Raw genomic sequence first — 14,947 nt, forward strand, 5'->3', positions numbered from 1 at the left:
TGAATATATAATAAACTATTTTTTTAAACATGTACACGACAGATAGACGACAAAAGAACGACAAAAGAACGACAATCTACCGACACAAAGGTAAAACAACAGTTTTAGAGTAAATAATAAAAGCAGTAATCATACTAAAAACTGCTGACGTTAAGTCAATTTTCAGACGGAAAAACATATACCGACCCTGATGGCTTTGAATTTTAACTTCCCCTGTGGGCAACAAATAAAAGTGCCGCTAAAAAATATTTCAAATAAGAAGGCTGGCACTATTATAAAAAGTCAGCCTTTTGTAAGGACTGCTTTGAAAAAATAAATAGTGGATACTTTGTCATTGACCGCTTCAATCAGTTTTATTGTCATGACCTGATTTGCGATACTCCAGACCCTCGTTTATTGATGACCTTAGACCAGGCACGACCATTTACTTCAGCAACTTATAATGATGAACTCGTTCGCTTTAAAAAGGCCTTCCCTATTATGTGTCAAATCCTGAGAGGAGAATGGAGAGTTGATGTTGTGGGACATTATAAATCCCACCCTGAAATGACTTTAACCTTTGCCGGCCCAAGGTTTTAATGAATATTTCAAAAGCCCTGTAAGTCTATGACTTACGGGGCTTTTTTTGTTATAATAATGTTTGTAGAGTTTATGAACGGTAGCCTGATTGGAGGTGGTGCTTATGATTATTTCGTGGGCAAACCCTCACAAAACATGAAAGGCGAAAATTTTTTGACTGTATTTCAGGCATTGAGTCTCATGATTGCTTTTGCGACCTTGATGATTCTTGTGATAAATACAAGTAATAAAAAATGACCGTTCAGCTTAGCACGCAGTAGGCCATTTTGATGTATGTAGTGCTACCGTTCTTAAAACGGCTACATTAGAGCTTGTTAGTGCAAGCTCTTTTTTCTTTACCTTTATTTTATCACAACTTCTTTTTTTTGTCACTTCCTCTATTTTAAAAAACTGCCTTCGGAGTTCCAAAAGGAAGGCAGCACGATAGAAAGGAATATATTTTAGGGATATCTAAAATATAAAACGATTATAACACATTACTTGAAATGGACGCACAAAAATAATCAATAAAAAAAGGATACTCTGACGAATCGTGTTAAAAATCAGAATATCCTTTTTGCACTATGTTAAGGCTAATTAAAAACACTCTCATACTCTCATAAAGTTGCCATAATAGGTGCTTTTTTTTGCTTTTGTAAACCTTTGAAAAACTAAAACCGCTTAACCATGCGTTTTATGTTGATTATAAGTTTCGGAAAAACAACAATTTTTCCGAAACTTATTATTTCTAGAGTGAAAATCATTAAATTCCCTTTTAAAAATTTTTTCTTTTTTATAATGAGAAATCTCTTTCAGTCAGAAGTAAATTTTACTATGGAGATTTTAAAATTAATGACTGAGATTTTTGATGGAAATATTTATTTAAAACTGAACTCAAAAATTATTTTCGAAAAATATTGTTCATTTTGTGTTTAAATATTTGATTGTAGTCCAGAAGTTACTAATCCAGTAAATGCGGACCCAATAATTACCCCAACTGCTAAGTCTAATACATTTCCTCGTAGAATAAAATTTTTAAATTCTCTTAACGTTATGATTTCCTCCGTACCCAAACTATTTTCTGATTTGTTTTTGTAGCTGTCTGATGTCCTTTTTGGTTTCATCTTGTACGCTATTGATCATCTTTTTTACATCATTAGCTTTTCGTCACCCACTACAGTTGACATAGACCCATAAAAAACTTAAAAACCTTGCGATGTAAGATTGGCACGAAGAAGACCAATCTATAACCACAAGGCAAACGTATTCAAATTTTATTTAAGACTAAAATTATAACAGATTTTAATTAAAGATCGTAATGTCATAGGACTTTTTAGAAGTATCTAGAGGTAAAACTTTCGTTACCTGTCGTTTATCTTCTAAAATATTACCTTCTTCAAGTGAAGTGGAAAGCCCACTCCAAGGTTCTAAGGCAATGAATGGACTTTTATTGGTTGTAGACCACAGAATCAAGTTTGGAAAATCATCAAAATCAACTCGAAGACCTTTACCAGACTTTCTCGAGCGAAGTGTCACGCTGCGAGATTTCAGTCGGTCAAGTGTAATGGCGTCATGAGAAAAAAGTGAGTAATCCAAATCAAGAGACTTTTGGTTTTCCAAAAATGGCGTCCGATCTTGTAAATCTAATAACCCTGTCTCAGGGAAACTCTTTGGTATCGAACAAGACTCAACCTCACTAAATTCAAGAGAATAGTCCTCATACTTTTCGCCTTCTACTAAAGGACAATTGAATGCTGGATGGGCTCCAATGAAGTAAGGCATCGTTTTTTCAGTTTCCAAGTTCGTTACCTGAAACTCGGTTCTAATGGATTTCCCATTTAAGGTATAAACAACTCTTAGTTCAAACTGATAAAGGTAATTATCAAGCATCTCAGCATTTGGTTTAATACTGAAAGTCACGCTATTTTCATTAACTTCTTCAAGAGTAAATTCTTCTTTTCGAACAAAACCATGTCTACGAATTAGACCTGTAAAAAAAGGTCTTTCTTGAGGTCTATAAATAGCCCAATCATTACGTAAACTACCACAGATAGGAAATAGAATTGGTGCCTGTCCATTCCAATACTCTGGATCAGCTTGCCAGAGATATTCTAACCCATCTTTGTCTTTAATCGAAGTCAGTTGACCACCAAGTGTTTTAAACTGAACCGTAAGATACTCGTTTTTTAATTCGATAGTCACAGTCAATTCCTTTCTTTTTGTTATTGGAAAGGCAAATAATCTACCTCGAAGTGAACAGTCTCACATATTGCTACATCGAGTAATTGTAAAACTTCCCATTCAAATTCGGATAATGCTAAATCAGAATGGCAAATCCATTCTTTTCCAGGTGAAACATACCAGTTACTACATTTTGTAGTGAGGTAGCTTCAAGCTCAGGAATTATAGGACAATCTTCGAAATTAATAATATATACCTTTTCAAAGCCTGATCTAAAAATCAGATAACAAATTATTACATTCTCAGGTGATATTACTCTATCACTTGAGTTTCTGCTAATTTCTTATACCAATGTGCTGATTTCTTAGGATAGCGTTCTTGCGTATCAAAGTCTACATAGAACAATCCATAACGTTTTTCATAACCATTTGACCATGAGAAAACGTCCATAAGTGACCAAATGAAGTAACCTTTAACATTTGCACCATCCGCAATCGCGTCTGATAAAACTTCCAAGTGTTGCTTCACGTAATCAATACGACCATCATCATAAACAGTATTATCTACAAACTCATCTTTGTATCCGAGACCGTTTTCAGTGATGTAAATCTTCTTGTAATTCGGATAATCATTTTTCACTCGCATGATTTGGTCATACAAGCCTTCAGGATAAATAATCCAATCCCAGTCTGTGCGCGGAACATAGTCAGGAGCTACTCGACGACCAACACCCTTAATTTGGTACTTAGAGCTTCCTTTTTCACCCTTACCATTGTGAATGATTTCAGTCTCACCATCAAAAGCTTGCATCCAATCACTCATGTAATAGTTGATACCAAGGAAATCATTCAAATCTTTAGCTGCGTCAAGAGCTTGGAAGTCTTCATCACGAAGATCAAGTTCTCCACCATTCTCAGCTAGGATATGGTTGACACCTTCCATCGTTTTATCTGAATAGTGCCCAAGATAGGTTGCATCCAAGATAAATTTGTTATGGATGATGTCTTCAAGTTCAGCAGCACGAACATCTGCTGGATTTTCCGGATCATAAGGGTATTTAGTTGGTAAAGCATGAACAACACCAATTTCACCTTTATAACCTTTATCCTTATACAATTTTACAGCACGTGCATGAGAGACCATCATGTTGTGGTGTGATTGGAAGACTTTGGCAAGATCATATTTAATGCCTGGAGGGAATTTACCAACCAAGTATTGACCATCACCAATTGGGCCAATTTCATTGAAAGTTGTCCAGTAGTTTACTTCTGGAAACTCTTCAAAACAGAAAGCGGCATAATCTATAAAGTGTTCTATATTTTCGCGGTTTAAGAAATCTCCATTTGAATGAAGAGCTTCTGGTGTGTCAAAATGATGCAAAGTCACAAATGGTTCAACATGACGCTTGTGGCATTCAGCAAATAGTTTATGGTAGAATTCAACACCTTTTTCATTTACTTCACCGTAACCCGTTGGGAAAATACGAGACCAGGCAATAGAAATACGAATACCATTAACACCATATTCTTCAGCTAATTCTAAATCAACTGGGTATTTATGGTAAAAATCACTTGCAGGTTCTGCTGTATACCAATAATTGTCTGCAAGATACTTATCCCATGCTACTGGGCCCTTACCATCTGTGTGAGTTGCACCTTCTGCTTGATAAGCAGCTGTAGCACCACCAAAAATAAAATCTTTAGGAAGTGTTTTAGTCATAAGTGTAAGTCCTTTCAAAAAAAGCATTTGAGACGAGATTCTGTGTTCTGAAAACCAAGGAAATGGAATGAGTGATCTCGTCTCAAATAACTTTTACAAATTTATTAATCAAACTGTTGTTGAACAAATGCAAGAGCACCTTTTCCGTCACGTGTCAATTTGATATATTGAGCTCCTTCAGTTTTTACAAGTTTAATGCCCAATTTATCTGTTTCAGCCTTCATATCATCGAAGTTTGAAGCGACCTGTGGAGCCAAGATTACCAAGTCAAACTCTGGCAACATTTCACGGTGAGCACCGTAACCACCCGCTGCCGCCTTGACTGGAACATTGTATTCTGCTGCTGCTTTGTTCAAGGCATTGGCAAGCAAGCCACTTGTACCTCCACCTGCACAAAGAACAAGGACATTAGTTTCTTTTGTGATATTATTGTTTGCTGCTACATCTTCTTTAGCAACGCCTGCTTTTCCAAGAACGGCATCTGCTTTAGCAGTATTGAAGTTTTCAGCTACTTTTTCTTTAAGAGCATCGTTTGTTTTACCAGAACGTTCTTCTTCAAGAATTTGTTCATCGTATACCTTAACAAATGGGTAATAAATGATAGTATCAACAACTACCAAGAGTCCGGCTAAGATAAATGATAGAACTTGGAAGTTAGTACCGAGTACAATTCCCAACGGACCAGGAGTAACCCATGGAAGGTTGGCAGAGAATGAGTTCATGTTCAATGTGTCAACAAAGAATTTAAAGATCCAAACGTTGACAATCGGAGTGAAAATGAACGGTACAAAGAAAATCGGATTCAATACGATTGGTGCACCAAATAAGATTGGCTCATTAACCCCAAAGAATGTTGGAACAACTGAGGCACGTCCGATGGCACGGTTACGATCTGATTTACAAATCCACATGAACAAGAATGGAACAATCAATGTAGCTCCTGTTCCACCCATGGTAGCAATAAACATTTGAGTACCAGAAGTGATAACTTTATCTGCATGTTGTCCAGCTTGGATAAGATGCAAGTTGACATCGATATTGGCATAAGTGATAGCAGCGATTGCTGGTTCGACAATTGAAGGACCGTGAATACCAACAAACCAGAAGAAGGCATAAGCACCAAAGATAAGTGTAATTCCAAGGTAACCATCTGCAGCTGAGAAAAGAGGAGCAATAAGGGTACCGATTGATTCTGCAACAGTTACACCAAGAGTTCCCTTAACAAGGAGTTCAAGTCCATATAGGAGAACAACTGAGACGGTGAACGGAATCAAGTCCTTAAATACTTGAGAGATATTTGGTGGAACATCTTCAGGCATACGAATGGTAACATTATTTTTCACACAGACTTTATAAACATTAACTGTCACAAAGGCTGCGATAAATGCTGTCAAAAGGCCTTTTGTTCCCATGAAGGCTGTCAAGAAGCCTCCTTCTTTTGCAGGCTCAGCTGCCATCAAAAGGAACCCTACCATAGACGCTAGCATCGTAGATAAGAAGTTAATCTGATTGGTCGCAGGTAGGTCACGGTTCTTTGAGTCCGTCAAAGCTTTAGCGGTAGTACCACCAACAAAGAATGCTAGGATACCCATCGAATAGCTATAAGGAGTCATCAAGAAGGTCTCAATGTCTTTTGACCAGTGGAATCCCCAAGCATTTGGGACATAGGCAATAAGGATAAAGATAGATGAGAAAAGGATGACTGGCATACCAGCAATAAATCCATCACGAATAGCACGAAGATAGATGTTTCGAGAGATTTTCTCAAAGAATGGTTTCCCTTTCTCAATAAGTTCAATGAGTTTATGCATTAATTACTTTGCTCCTCTTTTATAAAGTTCGATGAGGTGATGAATCACATCTTTTAATAAGATCGTAGTCATCAAGTGATCCTGACCATGCATCATAGTAACACTGTATGGAAGTTCCTCCCCAGAAGCTTCTCGAGCCAACATAGCTGTCTGAGAATTGTGAGCCTCTGCAATGCAACTTCCTGCTTCTACTACAAGACTATCTGCCTTAGCGAAATCACCATTTTCAGCCGCTTTAAGCGCTTCTAAAAGTTTGGAGCGAGCATCTCCAGCATAAGCAACAATTTCAAACCCCAAGAGAGTCATCTCTTCTCTGTTCACAACAATATCCTCCGTTTTATGTTTTTACTATACTTTATCAGTCCATGGACTAGCTGTTTTAACAAGAACTTTGTTAAGTTCATCAATATTTTCGAATCCAGTAGTACGCAACCATTCACGTGCTGCTTTTTCACCTTCTTTGATGTAAGGTTCTACAGATCCTGCCCAAGTAGCACGTCCACAAAGCACACCATTAAACTTGGCACCTGAGTCGTGAGCAAATTGCAATGTTTCTTGGAACAATTTAGCAGATACACCTGCACTTAGGTAGATGTATGGAAGGTTAGTCGCTTCTTCTTGTGCTTTAAAGAAGTCAGCAGCTTCAGCTTTACTGTAAACCACTTCACCATCAGCAAAACCTTCGACATATTTAACGTTAACTGGTACTTCTACTTTAAGAACATCAATGTTAAATCGTGGATCAGAGAAAACTTTCATCGCTTCAATGACTTTGCGAGGTTTCACTTTTGCATATTCAACGGAACCTGCATCTGAGATTTCTTCATCATAAGCAAGGATTTCCAAGAAGAAAGGAATATCTTCAGCGACACATTCAGAACCAACACGTTCAATATAAGCTTGTTTTTGTTGGTTAAGTTCATCTGAGCTGTCTACATCATAGTAAAGCAAGAACTTAACGGCATCAGCGCCTTGCTCTTTGATACGCTTTGCAGACCAAACATCCAAGCAGTCAGGCAAACGTTTTGTACTTGATGTATCATAACCTGTTTTTTCATAGGCAAGAAGAAGACCTGCTTCTTTATCCAATGCTTTTGTTGCTGGAAGTCCATATTCAGGGTCAAGCAACATTGAAGAAGCGTATTTTGTAAGTTCATCAGCAACCAAAACCTTTAGTTCTTCCATTTGAGCTACAGTTGGTTCTGTATCTTGATACTGTGCCATCAAACGTTTCAAAGCACCACGTTGGTCAAATGCCAAAGCTGAGATAAAACCGTTTTTATCTGAAAGTTTTTCCAAAGATTTGCGTTTCTGTTCTGTAAGTACCATTTTTATACCTCTTTTACTCCAATTTGTGAGTTTAGTGTTTCGTAATTAGTCATATTCACATGCCCTGTCATTGTTTCTTGAGCATTTAACATACCCAATGTCATCGCATGTTTTAATAAGTCAGCGTCACTTTTTTTACTATTTAAAGCTGATGCAATACCAGCTACCGTTGAGTCCCCTGATCCGACTGGATTAACAACTGGGATATCAGGAATATCTACCTTATAGAAAACATCACCATGTTTTGCAAAGGCACCGTTTCGACCTAATGAGACCACTATCCATTCGATACCACTAAAAAGTGACTCTTTAAGAACGTCTTTGAGTTCTTCAATATCTTTTGTTACTTCTTTTCCAAGCAACTGTGAAAGTTCCTCATTATTAGGTTTGATGGCAGTAGGTTTAGCCGACGATTTTAGAACTGTTTCAAGTGGTGCACCTGAACAATCCAAAACGACTGCTACTCCTTCATCCGAAGCAAGTTGGATAAGTTTTTCATAATAATCGTTGGGAAGTCCTGAAGGCAAACTTCCTGAAATTGTGACAACTTCTGATTGCTTAATAAGATTGCTATAGTGGTCAAGAAAGCCTTCTGCTTCTTCATGAGAAATTGTTGGTCCTTGTTCCAAAATTTCTGTTTGGTTACCCTCGTGTAAGATAGCAATACAGTTTCTAGTGTTTCCTGAGATTTTATAAAAAGCTGGACTAACAGGAGATTGTTCTAATTCGCTTTCAATAAATTCACCAATTTTACCACCTAAGAAACCTGTAGCAGTAACTTTATCACCAGATTCATACAAGACTCTAGTAACATTTAAGCCTTTTCCACCAGCTGTCTTACTAACATCTTTCACCCTATTCACTGTATCAATTTTCAATGTTTCTAGAGGATAAGAGATGTCTACTGAAGGATTTAGTGTGACTGTCAGAATCATTGGTTATACCTTAATCGTGGTACTCACCACGGTCCCATTTTTCAAGGAATTCTGTAAAGAATTCCTCATCTGCTTGATGTGCATTATGTGTTTCAACGTGTTCGATTTTTGCAATCAATTTTTTATTTTCTTCTGTTGGTTTGTACTCAGCTTCAATGAAAGCTTCAATGATGTCATTCATAAGAAGACCACCAGTAATCATTCCACCAAAACCGATAACATTCGCATTAAGTTCTTCCTTAGCATATAGAGCTGACGTCATATCACGAACCAACGCTGAGCGAACACCTGGAACTTTATTTACTGCATTGTTAATGCCGACACCCGTACCACAGATACATACTCCCAAGTCTGCTTGACCACTTACTACTGCTTCACCGACTTTTTTACCATAGATAGGGTAGTGAGTACGTACGTGGTCATATGTCCCGAAATCAAGGACCTCATATCCTTTTGATTTCAAGAATTCTGATACTGCCATTTTTACATCTGTGACAATGTGGTCACATCCAATTGCGATTCTCATTTTTTAACTCCTTTTCTTAACACATCTTGTTAAGCATATCTACTCGGACTTGATGACGTCCGCCATCATATTTACCATTGACGAAAGCTTTAGCGATGTTTTTAGCAAGCTCATCACCGACGATTTCAGCGCCAACCGTAATCATTCGTGCATTGTTATGTCCACGTGTCATATAAGCTGAGCGTTCATCTGAAACTTCTGCTGCAACCATACCTTTAATTTTAGTTGCTACCATGAATGGACCAGCTCCATAAGCATCAATTACAATACCTAAGTTTTGCTCATCTTTATTTACTTCAGAGGCAACTGCCAAGGTAACATCAACAAAATCTTGTCCGTCCTTAGTCACATCAATTACCTCAAAACCTTCTTCTACAAGAAAATTTTTCACAACATCTTTTAATCTCGTACCTTTGAGATCTGCACCAACAACAATAGCCATTTGGACTACCTCCTAAATTTTAAAAAGAAATGCTACGTAGAAGTAGAAAATATTTTGCAAAATGTTCAAGATAACGTTTTCATCATTTCTTTGTTTATATGATATCAAACATTCAAACAAAAAGCAACTATTTTTGTTAATTTTTTGTTTTTTTTTATTTGTTTTTTTAAAAAATAGATAACACCGTTAAATTATTGTTCATTTTTGTTCATTTAATCCATCACAAAATGGACGTGAAATATCTATTCAGGTATTACAAAAGTCTTTTACTTTCTATAACTTAATGATTAAGAGGTCCTACTTTATTTTCGTCTTATACAAAATCTGACCTAAGCTAATATACGTCAATCCTCTGTTCTTATTTCATCATCTAACGTTTGTTTTTGTTTGAAATTGTTTGTTTTACCTTGAAAATATTATCTTTTATGATACAATTAAAAGAGAATTATCTTTGGAAAAAAATTACTTTATGAAAGAAAAGTCTTCATATGAACAAAAAACGACGATTAGAAAAAATTTTAGATATGTTAAAGATTGATGGGACCATAACCATAAAAGAAATAATAGATGAACTAGATATTTCCGATATGACAGCCCGTAGAGACCTTGATGCTCTAGAAGCTGATGGACTTTTAACACGTACTCATGGTGGTGCACAATTGCTTTCCTCTAAAAAGCCACTTGAAAAGACACATATCGAGAAGAAAAGTCTAAATACAAAAGAAAAAATTGACATTGCTAAAAAAGCCTGCTCTTTAATCAAAGATGGCGATACTATTTTTATTGGACCCGGAACTACACTTGTACAACTGGCATTAGAATTGAAAGGTCGTAAAGGTTATAAAATTCGTGTCATTACAAATAGTCTCCCTGTGTTCTTGATTCTAAATGATAGCGAAACCATTGATTTATTGCTTCTTGGCGGTGAATATAGAGAAATAACTGGAGCTTTTGTAGGTTCAATGGCTTCGACAAATTTAAAAGCAATGAGATTTGCCAAAGCTTTTGTTAGTGCAAATGCTGTTACCCATAATTCTATTGCTACATATAGTGACAAGGAAGGTGTGATTCAACAACTTGCCCTAAACAATGCTGTAGAAAAATTCTTATTAGTAGACAGTACTAAATTCGATCGATACGATTTCTTTAACTTCTACAATCTAGATCAACTCGATACCATCATTACAGATAACCAGATTAGCCCTCAACACTTAGAGGAATTTAGCCAGTACACTACTATTTTAAAAGCGGACTAGAATTATGACTTATAAAAATATTGGACTACTCTTAAATAATTAGACATAAAAAAAGCACCGTATGAATCAAACAATTCTACGGTGTTTTTTTGTTATTTCTAATGTATGGTTTGTCGAAAATATGTACACATTATTTAACTTTCCAAAAAATTGGAGTTTTCTTGATAATTGGATATCTCCTACTACGAACATATCTATTCCCTTTTTATGGTATACTTTTTAGTGGCGTACCTTACCAATGCAGAAATGCCTTAGGGAGGGGGTGAGATAATGCTTCTGCAAATCTTCGTATCAGTAGTCGCTCCTATTGTGGTTGGAGTAATCCTTGAGCTGGTCAAGGATTGGTTAAAATACCGACATAAGCGCCATTAATCCACATTCGCTCAGTTTCGCAGAACTGGGCGTTTTTTGTACAAAAAAACTGAGGAATTCGCAGTTCCTCAGTTCCTATTGTGAGATACCACTCCCACAAATCTTCGTTAACTAAATTATAACATTTCAATAGTCTTTGTCAATAGCTTGATTTTTTGCTTTTATAAATCTTCGTTTTTGAGTCGCAATACTGATACCAGTTTTTCGCTCAATCATCTTGTAAGTCATTCCTTGCTGTTTTAACTCATAAGCAAATTGAATTTGTTCTTCGGTAAATTTTTGAGGACGCCCTTCCCTAAAACTTGGATCATGAAGCTTAGCAAAATTTTTTCCTTCCTGAGTCCTGGTTACAATAAGGTCTCGTTCAAACTGCGCAAAAGCACTGAAGATGGTAAAAATCAGCTGACCAGTAGGTGTATTATCAATAAGACCAATATTTAATATATGAACCTTAATTCCTCTATTAAATAACGATTGAACAATTTCTAAAACTTCTCTAGTGTTCCTGGCTAATCGGTCTAACTTTGTCACAATTAAAGTGTCACCATCCTTTAACTTTTTAAATACTAGATTAAATTGTGGACGTTCGACTGTAGTTCCAGTAAACTTTTCTTGGAAAACTTCTTCTGCTCCTGCTTCTTTCAGAACTTCAATTTGAGATTCTAATTTTTGTTCAAAAGTACTGACACGTGCATACCCAATTTTCATATTTTGACCTCTATTAATAACCCTAAGTTGTGAGTGATGTTATCCTTAAATCTTAGAGTCACTATTGTATAATTTAGACAAAGGACAAAAACATGCAAAAACGCTACTCAAAAGAATTTAAAGAAACCCTTATCGCCTTCTATCATTCTGGTCAATCCGTCACCCAGCTGTCTAAAGAATACGACGTGGCCCCTGCAACAATTTATAAATGGATAGACCTCTACTCTAAATCTAATGAAAGCTCCGTCTCTAAAGCTGATTTTCTAGAATTAAAAAGACAACTGGCTAAAGTTAAGGAAGAACGAGACATCTTAAAAAAAGTATTGACCATATTCGCCGAGAAAAAGAAGTGAGTGCTGCGGATATGGCTCAAACCATACAACCTTTAGCACTCAATGTCAGACTAAGCTGTCAACTCCTTGATGTTCCTGAATCAAGTTATTATGAACGGATTAACCGACATCCATCTAAAACTCAATTAAGGAGACAATACCTGTCACTCAAAATTTCTCAACTCTTCAATGCTAACCGAGGAATCTATGGTGCTCCTAAAATTCATCATCTTCTACTTAAACAAGGGGAAAAAGTCGGGTTAAAACTGGTACAGAAGCTAATGAAGCAAGTTCTCCGGTTATTTGTGTTTGACTTGAACGCATCCATTCTACTAACTCTGCTTTGACAACTGGTCGATTCATCATGGGGTTACTTGTACGTTTATATGTTTCAACCATTTTTAAAGATGGACTCCTTTTTCAACTAATTTTTCTAATTCACTCAATCGATTTTCAAAAAGCTCAAAGGCAGCATCTAAATAATCGGTAGATTCCATATCAACTCCAGCTTTGGCAATTACTTCTAAAGGATAAGCTGAAGAACCAGCCTTTAAATATTCAAGATATTTTTGACGATCCTCAGTTGAACCATGAACAACTTTTTCAGCCAAGAAAGTTGCCGCAGCAAAACCTGTTGCGTATTGAAAAACATAGAAATTATAATAAAAATGCGGAATTCTAGCCCATTCATACTGAATTTCTGGATTTTCTTTGACTGCTAAATTATAGTATTTTTCATTTATTTCGCCATAAAGTGAGTTTAAGTATTCACTTGTTAACACTTCACCGGCAGCATCTGCTTCATGAATTTTTTGTTCAAATTCGGCAAATTGACTCTGACGGAAAACAGTTCCACGGAAACTATCAAGCCAGTGGTTCAAAAGGGCGAAGCGCTCCTTATCATCTTTACTTTCCTTTAATAAAGTTTCAGTTAAAATATTTTCATTTGTAGTTGAGGCAATTTCAGCTAAAAAGATTGGATAATTCCCATAAACATATGGTTGGTTTTCACGCGTGAAAGCACTATGCATTGAGTGCCCCGTTTCATGAACTAAAGTAAAAAGATCATCTAACGTTTCTTGCCAATTTAGAAGCATAAAAGCATTGGTATCATAAGATCCACCTGAATAAGCACCCGAACGTTTTCCGATATTTTCTTCGACATCAATCCATCTTTGTTCAAAAGCTGCTTTAACTTTTCCTTTATATTCTTTACCAAATATCGCTAAAACTTCTTCTGCTTTTTTCACTCCATCTTCATAGTTAAATTTATAATCTAAATTAGATAATGGAGTATAGATATCATACATCTTTAAATCAGTAATTCCTAAAATTTTCTTGCGTAGTTCAATATAACGATGTAAAAGTGGCAAATGTTGATGAATGGCCTCCATCAAAACATCGTAAACTTTTTCTGGAACAAAATTATTAGCCAGAGCAGCTTGACGGGCTGAATCATAAGAGCGGATTTGGGCATTAAGATTATGGACTTTTACATTAGTCTGTAAGGTCTTTGCATAAGTATGCTGATATTGTTCATAATTACTATAAAGTGCTTTGTAGGCTGCTTTTCGTACTCCCCTATTCTTACTTTCCATTAAGGAAGAGTAATTTCCATGCGTGAGTTGGATCATCTCATCAGATTCATTTTTGACCATAGGTAACTTAATATCCGCATTATCAAAAATTTCAAAAGTTTCTGAAGGACTTTCAAAAATTTCACCAGCCGCAGCCAATAACTTTTCCTCTTTTTGACTAAGAATATGCGCTTTTTTTGCAAAAAGGCGCTCAAACATATGGTCATAGTTTTTTAATTTTTGAAGCTCCCCCAACCATTTGTTATAAACTTCTTTTGAAATTTTCAAAAATTCAGGTTCATAGAAGGCATAGACCTCTCCGAATTTCACATAGAGGGCTGTTGCTTTTGATTGATACTCCTGATATTTAGCCTCTCTGGTATCTTGATCATTTTTCATTGAAGCATAAACATATAGTTTTTCAACTTGTTGAGAAATGGATAGCATTTTTTCGGTAATTGTCAGAAGACTTTCAGCTGAATCAAGTAAATGACCAGGGTCTGTCTCTTCAACGAGTGAAAGTTCGCTTTTTATTCTAGTTAGCTCTGCTTCCCATTCTTTATCTGTTTTATAAATTGTTGTCAAATCCCAAGTTAATTTTTCAGGAATTTCATTTCTATTCTTAGCCATGAAGCTCACTCCTTTTTATTCAAAATAATTTTTATTCACATTAAAAACTTATTAGCAGAATTTCATTCATTCATATCCTTCTTCTGCTTTTTCATTATAGCATAGAAACGGGGAGGATATACTGCCTTAAAGCTATTTTGCTGAAAATTTATTAAAAAGTTTTCATAATATAGATTAATATTCTGCTTAATTTGAGTAAATTTATGTAAAGGGATTTCATCATCAAAAACTTCAAGTAAGTTCAATCCCAAAGGCGCAATAAAAGAACGTTCAAAAGTCAAATTCAACAAATTTTCACCTCTTTGGTAATATTTTTCCTGAAGTTTCAACCATTTTGGTGAACAATAATAAAGTTGCCGACGAATAAATTCCGCTAGTTTAAGATCAACAATAAGTGGTATTGTCAGTAACTTTTGTGATAAAAAAGGCAGTCGTAATTGCTCAATAAGTCGTCCTTGACCAAAAGGGATTTCTTCTTGTAAATAAATAATTTTCCCACGCAAATCTTCATGAATCAGTGTCTTCAATCTCAGCTTCTGAGTTTTAAAATCTAATTCCCAATAATAGAAAC

General features: G+C 35.9%; 13 protein-coding genes and 5 pseudogenes. 4 read left to right on the forward strand and 14 right to left on the reverse strand.

Features of this window, described 5'->3' with window-relative positions:
• The first annotated feature begins 651 nt into the window (after positions 1-651).
• Complete coding sequence (locus tag LLA01S_RS12455) at positions 652-816, forward strand: putative holin-like toxin (protein ID WP_021211366.1); 165 nt, start codon at positions 652-654, stop codon at positions 814-816.
• Between the two features lie 695 nt (positions 817-1,511).
• Here the strand turns inward: LLA01S_RS12455 and LLA01S_RS13360 are convergent.
• The 10 genes and pseudogenes from LLA01S_RS13360 to lacA all read right to left on the reverse strand — a co-directional run.
• A pseudogene (locus tag LLA01S_RS13360) lies at positions 1,512-1,613 on the reverse strand (MscL family protein); the annotation flags it as partial.
• A gap of 247 nt (positions 1,614-1,860) precedes the next feature.
• A complete protein-coding gene (locus tag LLA01S_RS10055; protein WP_003131736.1) occupies positions 1,861-2,760 on the reverse strand; it encodes an aldose 1-epimerase family protein in 900 nt (299 codons plus the stop codon).
• A gap of 20 nt (positions 2,761-2,780) precedes the next feature.
• Positions 2,781-3,052 (reverse strand): annotated as a pseudogene (locus LLA01S_RS12205) (DUF3884 family protein).
• Complete coding sequence (gene lacG / locus LLA01S_RS10060) at positions 3,052-4,458, reverse strand: 6-phospho-beta-galactosidase (protein ID WP_003131735.1); 1,407 nt, start codon at positions 4,456-4,458, stop codon at positions 3,052-3,054. The pseudogene LLA01S_RS12205 and the gene lacG overlap by 1 nt, the downstream one beginning before the upstream one ends.
• Before the next feature lie 104 nt (positions 4,459-4,562).
• Entirely contained in the window at positions 4,563-6,269 is a 1,707-nt protein-coding gene (locus tag LLA01S_RS10065) for a lactose-specific PTS transporter subunit EIIC (protein ID WP_011669099.1), read from the reverse strand.
• Positions 6,270-6,272: 3 nt separating this feature from the next.
• Positions 6,273-6,590 carry a PTS lactose/cellobiose transporter subunit IIA gene (locus LLA01S_RS10070; RefSeq protein WP_011669100.1) on the reverse strand — a complete coding sequence of 106 codons (318 nt, stop codon included), beginning with the start codon at positions 6,588-6,590 and terminating at the stop codon, positions 6,273-6,275.
• Positions 6,591-6,617: 27 nt separating this feature from the next.
• Positions 6,618-7,598, reverse strand: coding sequence for a tagatose-bisphosphate aldolase (lacD, locus tag LLA01S_RS10075; protein ID WP_003131732.1), 981 nt, complete (start codon positions 7,596-7,598; stop codon positions 6,618-6,620).
• Positions 7,599-7,600: 2 nt separating this feature from the next.
• On the reverse strand, positions 7,601-8,533 hold the full coding sequence (lacC, locus tag LLA01S_RS10080; protein ID WP_002290553.1) for a tagatose-6-phosphate kinase: 933 nt from the start codon (positions 8,531-8,533) through the stop codon (positions 7,601-7,603).
• A gap of 10 nt (positions 8,534-8,543) precedes the next feature.
• A complete protein-coding gene (gene lacB / locus LLA01S_RS10085) occupies positions 8,544-9,059 on the reverse strand; it encodes a galactose-6-phosphate isomerase subunit LacB (protein ID WP_011669102.1) in 516 nt (171 codons plus the stop codon).
• A gap of 16 nt (positions 9,060-9,075) precedes the next feature.
• Positions 9,076-9,501 carry a galactose-6-phosphate isomerase subunit LacA gene (gene lacA / locus LLA01S_RS10090; protein ID WP_003131727.1) on the reverse strand — a complete coding sequence of 142 codons (426 nt, stop codon included), beginning with the start codon at positions 9,499-9,501 and terminating at the stop codon, positions 9,076-9,078.
• Positions 9,502-9,989: 488 nt separating this feature from the next.
• Between lacA and LLA01S_RS10095 the strand changes: the two genes are divergently transcribed.
• Both LLA01S_RS10095 and LLA01S_RS12460 read left to right on the forward strand, forming a co-directional pair.
• A complete protein-coding gene (locus tag LLA01S_RS10095; RefSeq protein WP_011669104.1) occupies positions 9,990-10,757 on the forward strand; it encodes a DeoR/GlpR family DNA-binding transcription regulator in 768 nt (255 codons plus the stop codon).
• 270 nt (positions 10,758-11,027) lie between these two features.
• Positions 11,028-11,129, forward strand: a complete 102-nt coding sequence (locus LLA01S_RS12460; RefSeq protein ID WP_117518185.1) for a type I toxin-antitoxin system Fst family toxin — start codon at positions 11,028-11,030, stop codon at positions 11,127-11,129.
• A gap of 126 nt (positions 11,130-11,255) precedes the next feature.
• Here LLA01S_RS12460 and LLA01S_RS10100 read toward each other — a convergent pair whose 3' ends face one another.
• Positions 11,256-11,837, reverse strand: coding sequence for a recombinase family protein (locus tag LLA01S_RS10100; protein WP_011669105.1), 582 nt, complete (start codon positions 11,835-11,837; stop codon positions 11,256-11,258).
• Positions 11,838-11,929: 92 nt separating this feature from the next.
• Here LLA01S_RS10100 and LLA01S_RS12565 point away from each other — a divergent pair.
• A pseudogene (locus tag LLA01S_RS12565) lies at positions 11,930-12,462 on the forward strand (IS3-like element IS981 family transposase); the annotation flags it as partial.
• Here the strand turns inward: LLA01S_RS12565 and LLA01S_RS12215 are convergent.
• The 3 genes and pseudogenes from LLA01S_RS12215 to LLA01S_RS10115 all read right to left on the reverse strand — a co-directional run.
• Positions 12,449-12,568 (reverse strand): annotated as a pseudogene (locus tag LLA01S_RS12215) (O-methyltransferase); the annotation flags it as partial. The pseudogenes LLA01S_RS12565 and LLA01S_RS12215 overlap by 14 nt on opposite strands.
• A 2-nt stretch (positions 12,569-12,570) precedes the next feature.
• Positions 12,571-14,376, reverse strand: a complete 1,806-nt coding sequence (pepF, locus tag LLA01S_RS10110) for an oligoendopeptidase F (RefSeq protein WP_014567973.1) — start codon at positions 14,374-14,376, stop codon at positions 12,571-12,573.
• Between the two features lie 62 nt (positions 14,377-14,438).
• Positions 14,439-14,947: pseudogene (locus LLA01S_RS10115) on the reverse strand (competence protein CoiA); the annotation flags it as partial.

The organism is Lactococcus cremoris subsp. cremoris NBRC 100676 (assembly GCF_001591705.1).
GTDB classification, from domain to species: domain Bacteria; phylum Bacillota; class Bacilli; order Lactobacillales; family Streptococcaceae; genus Lactococcus; species Lactococcus cremoris.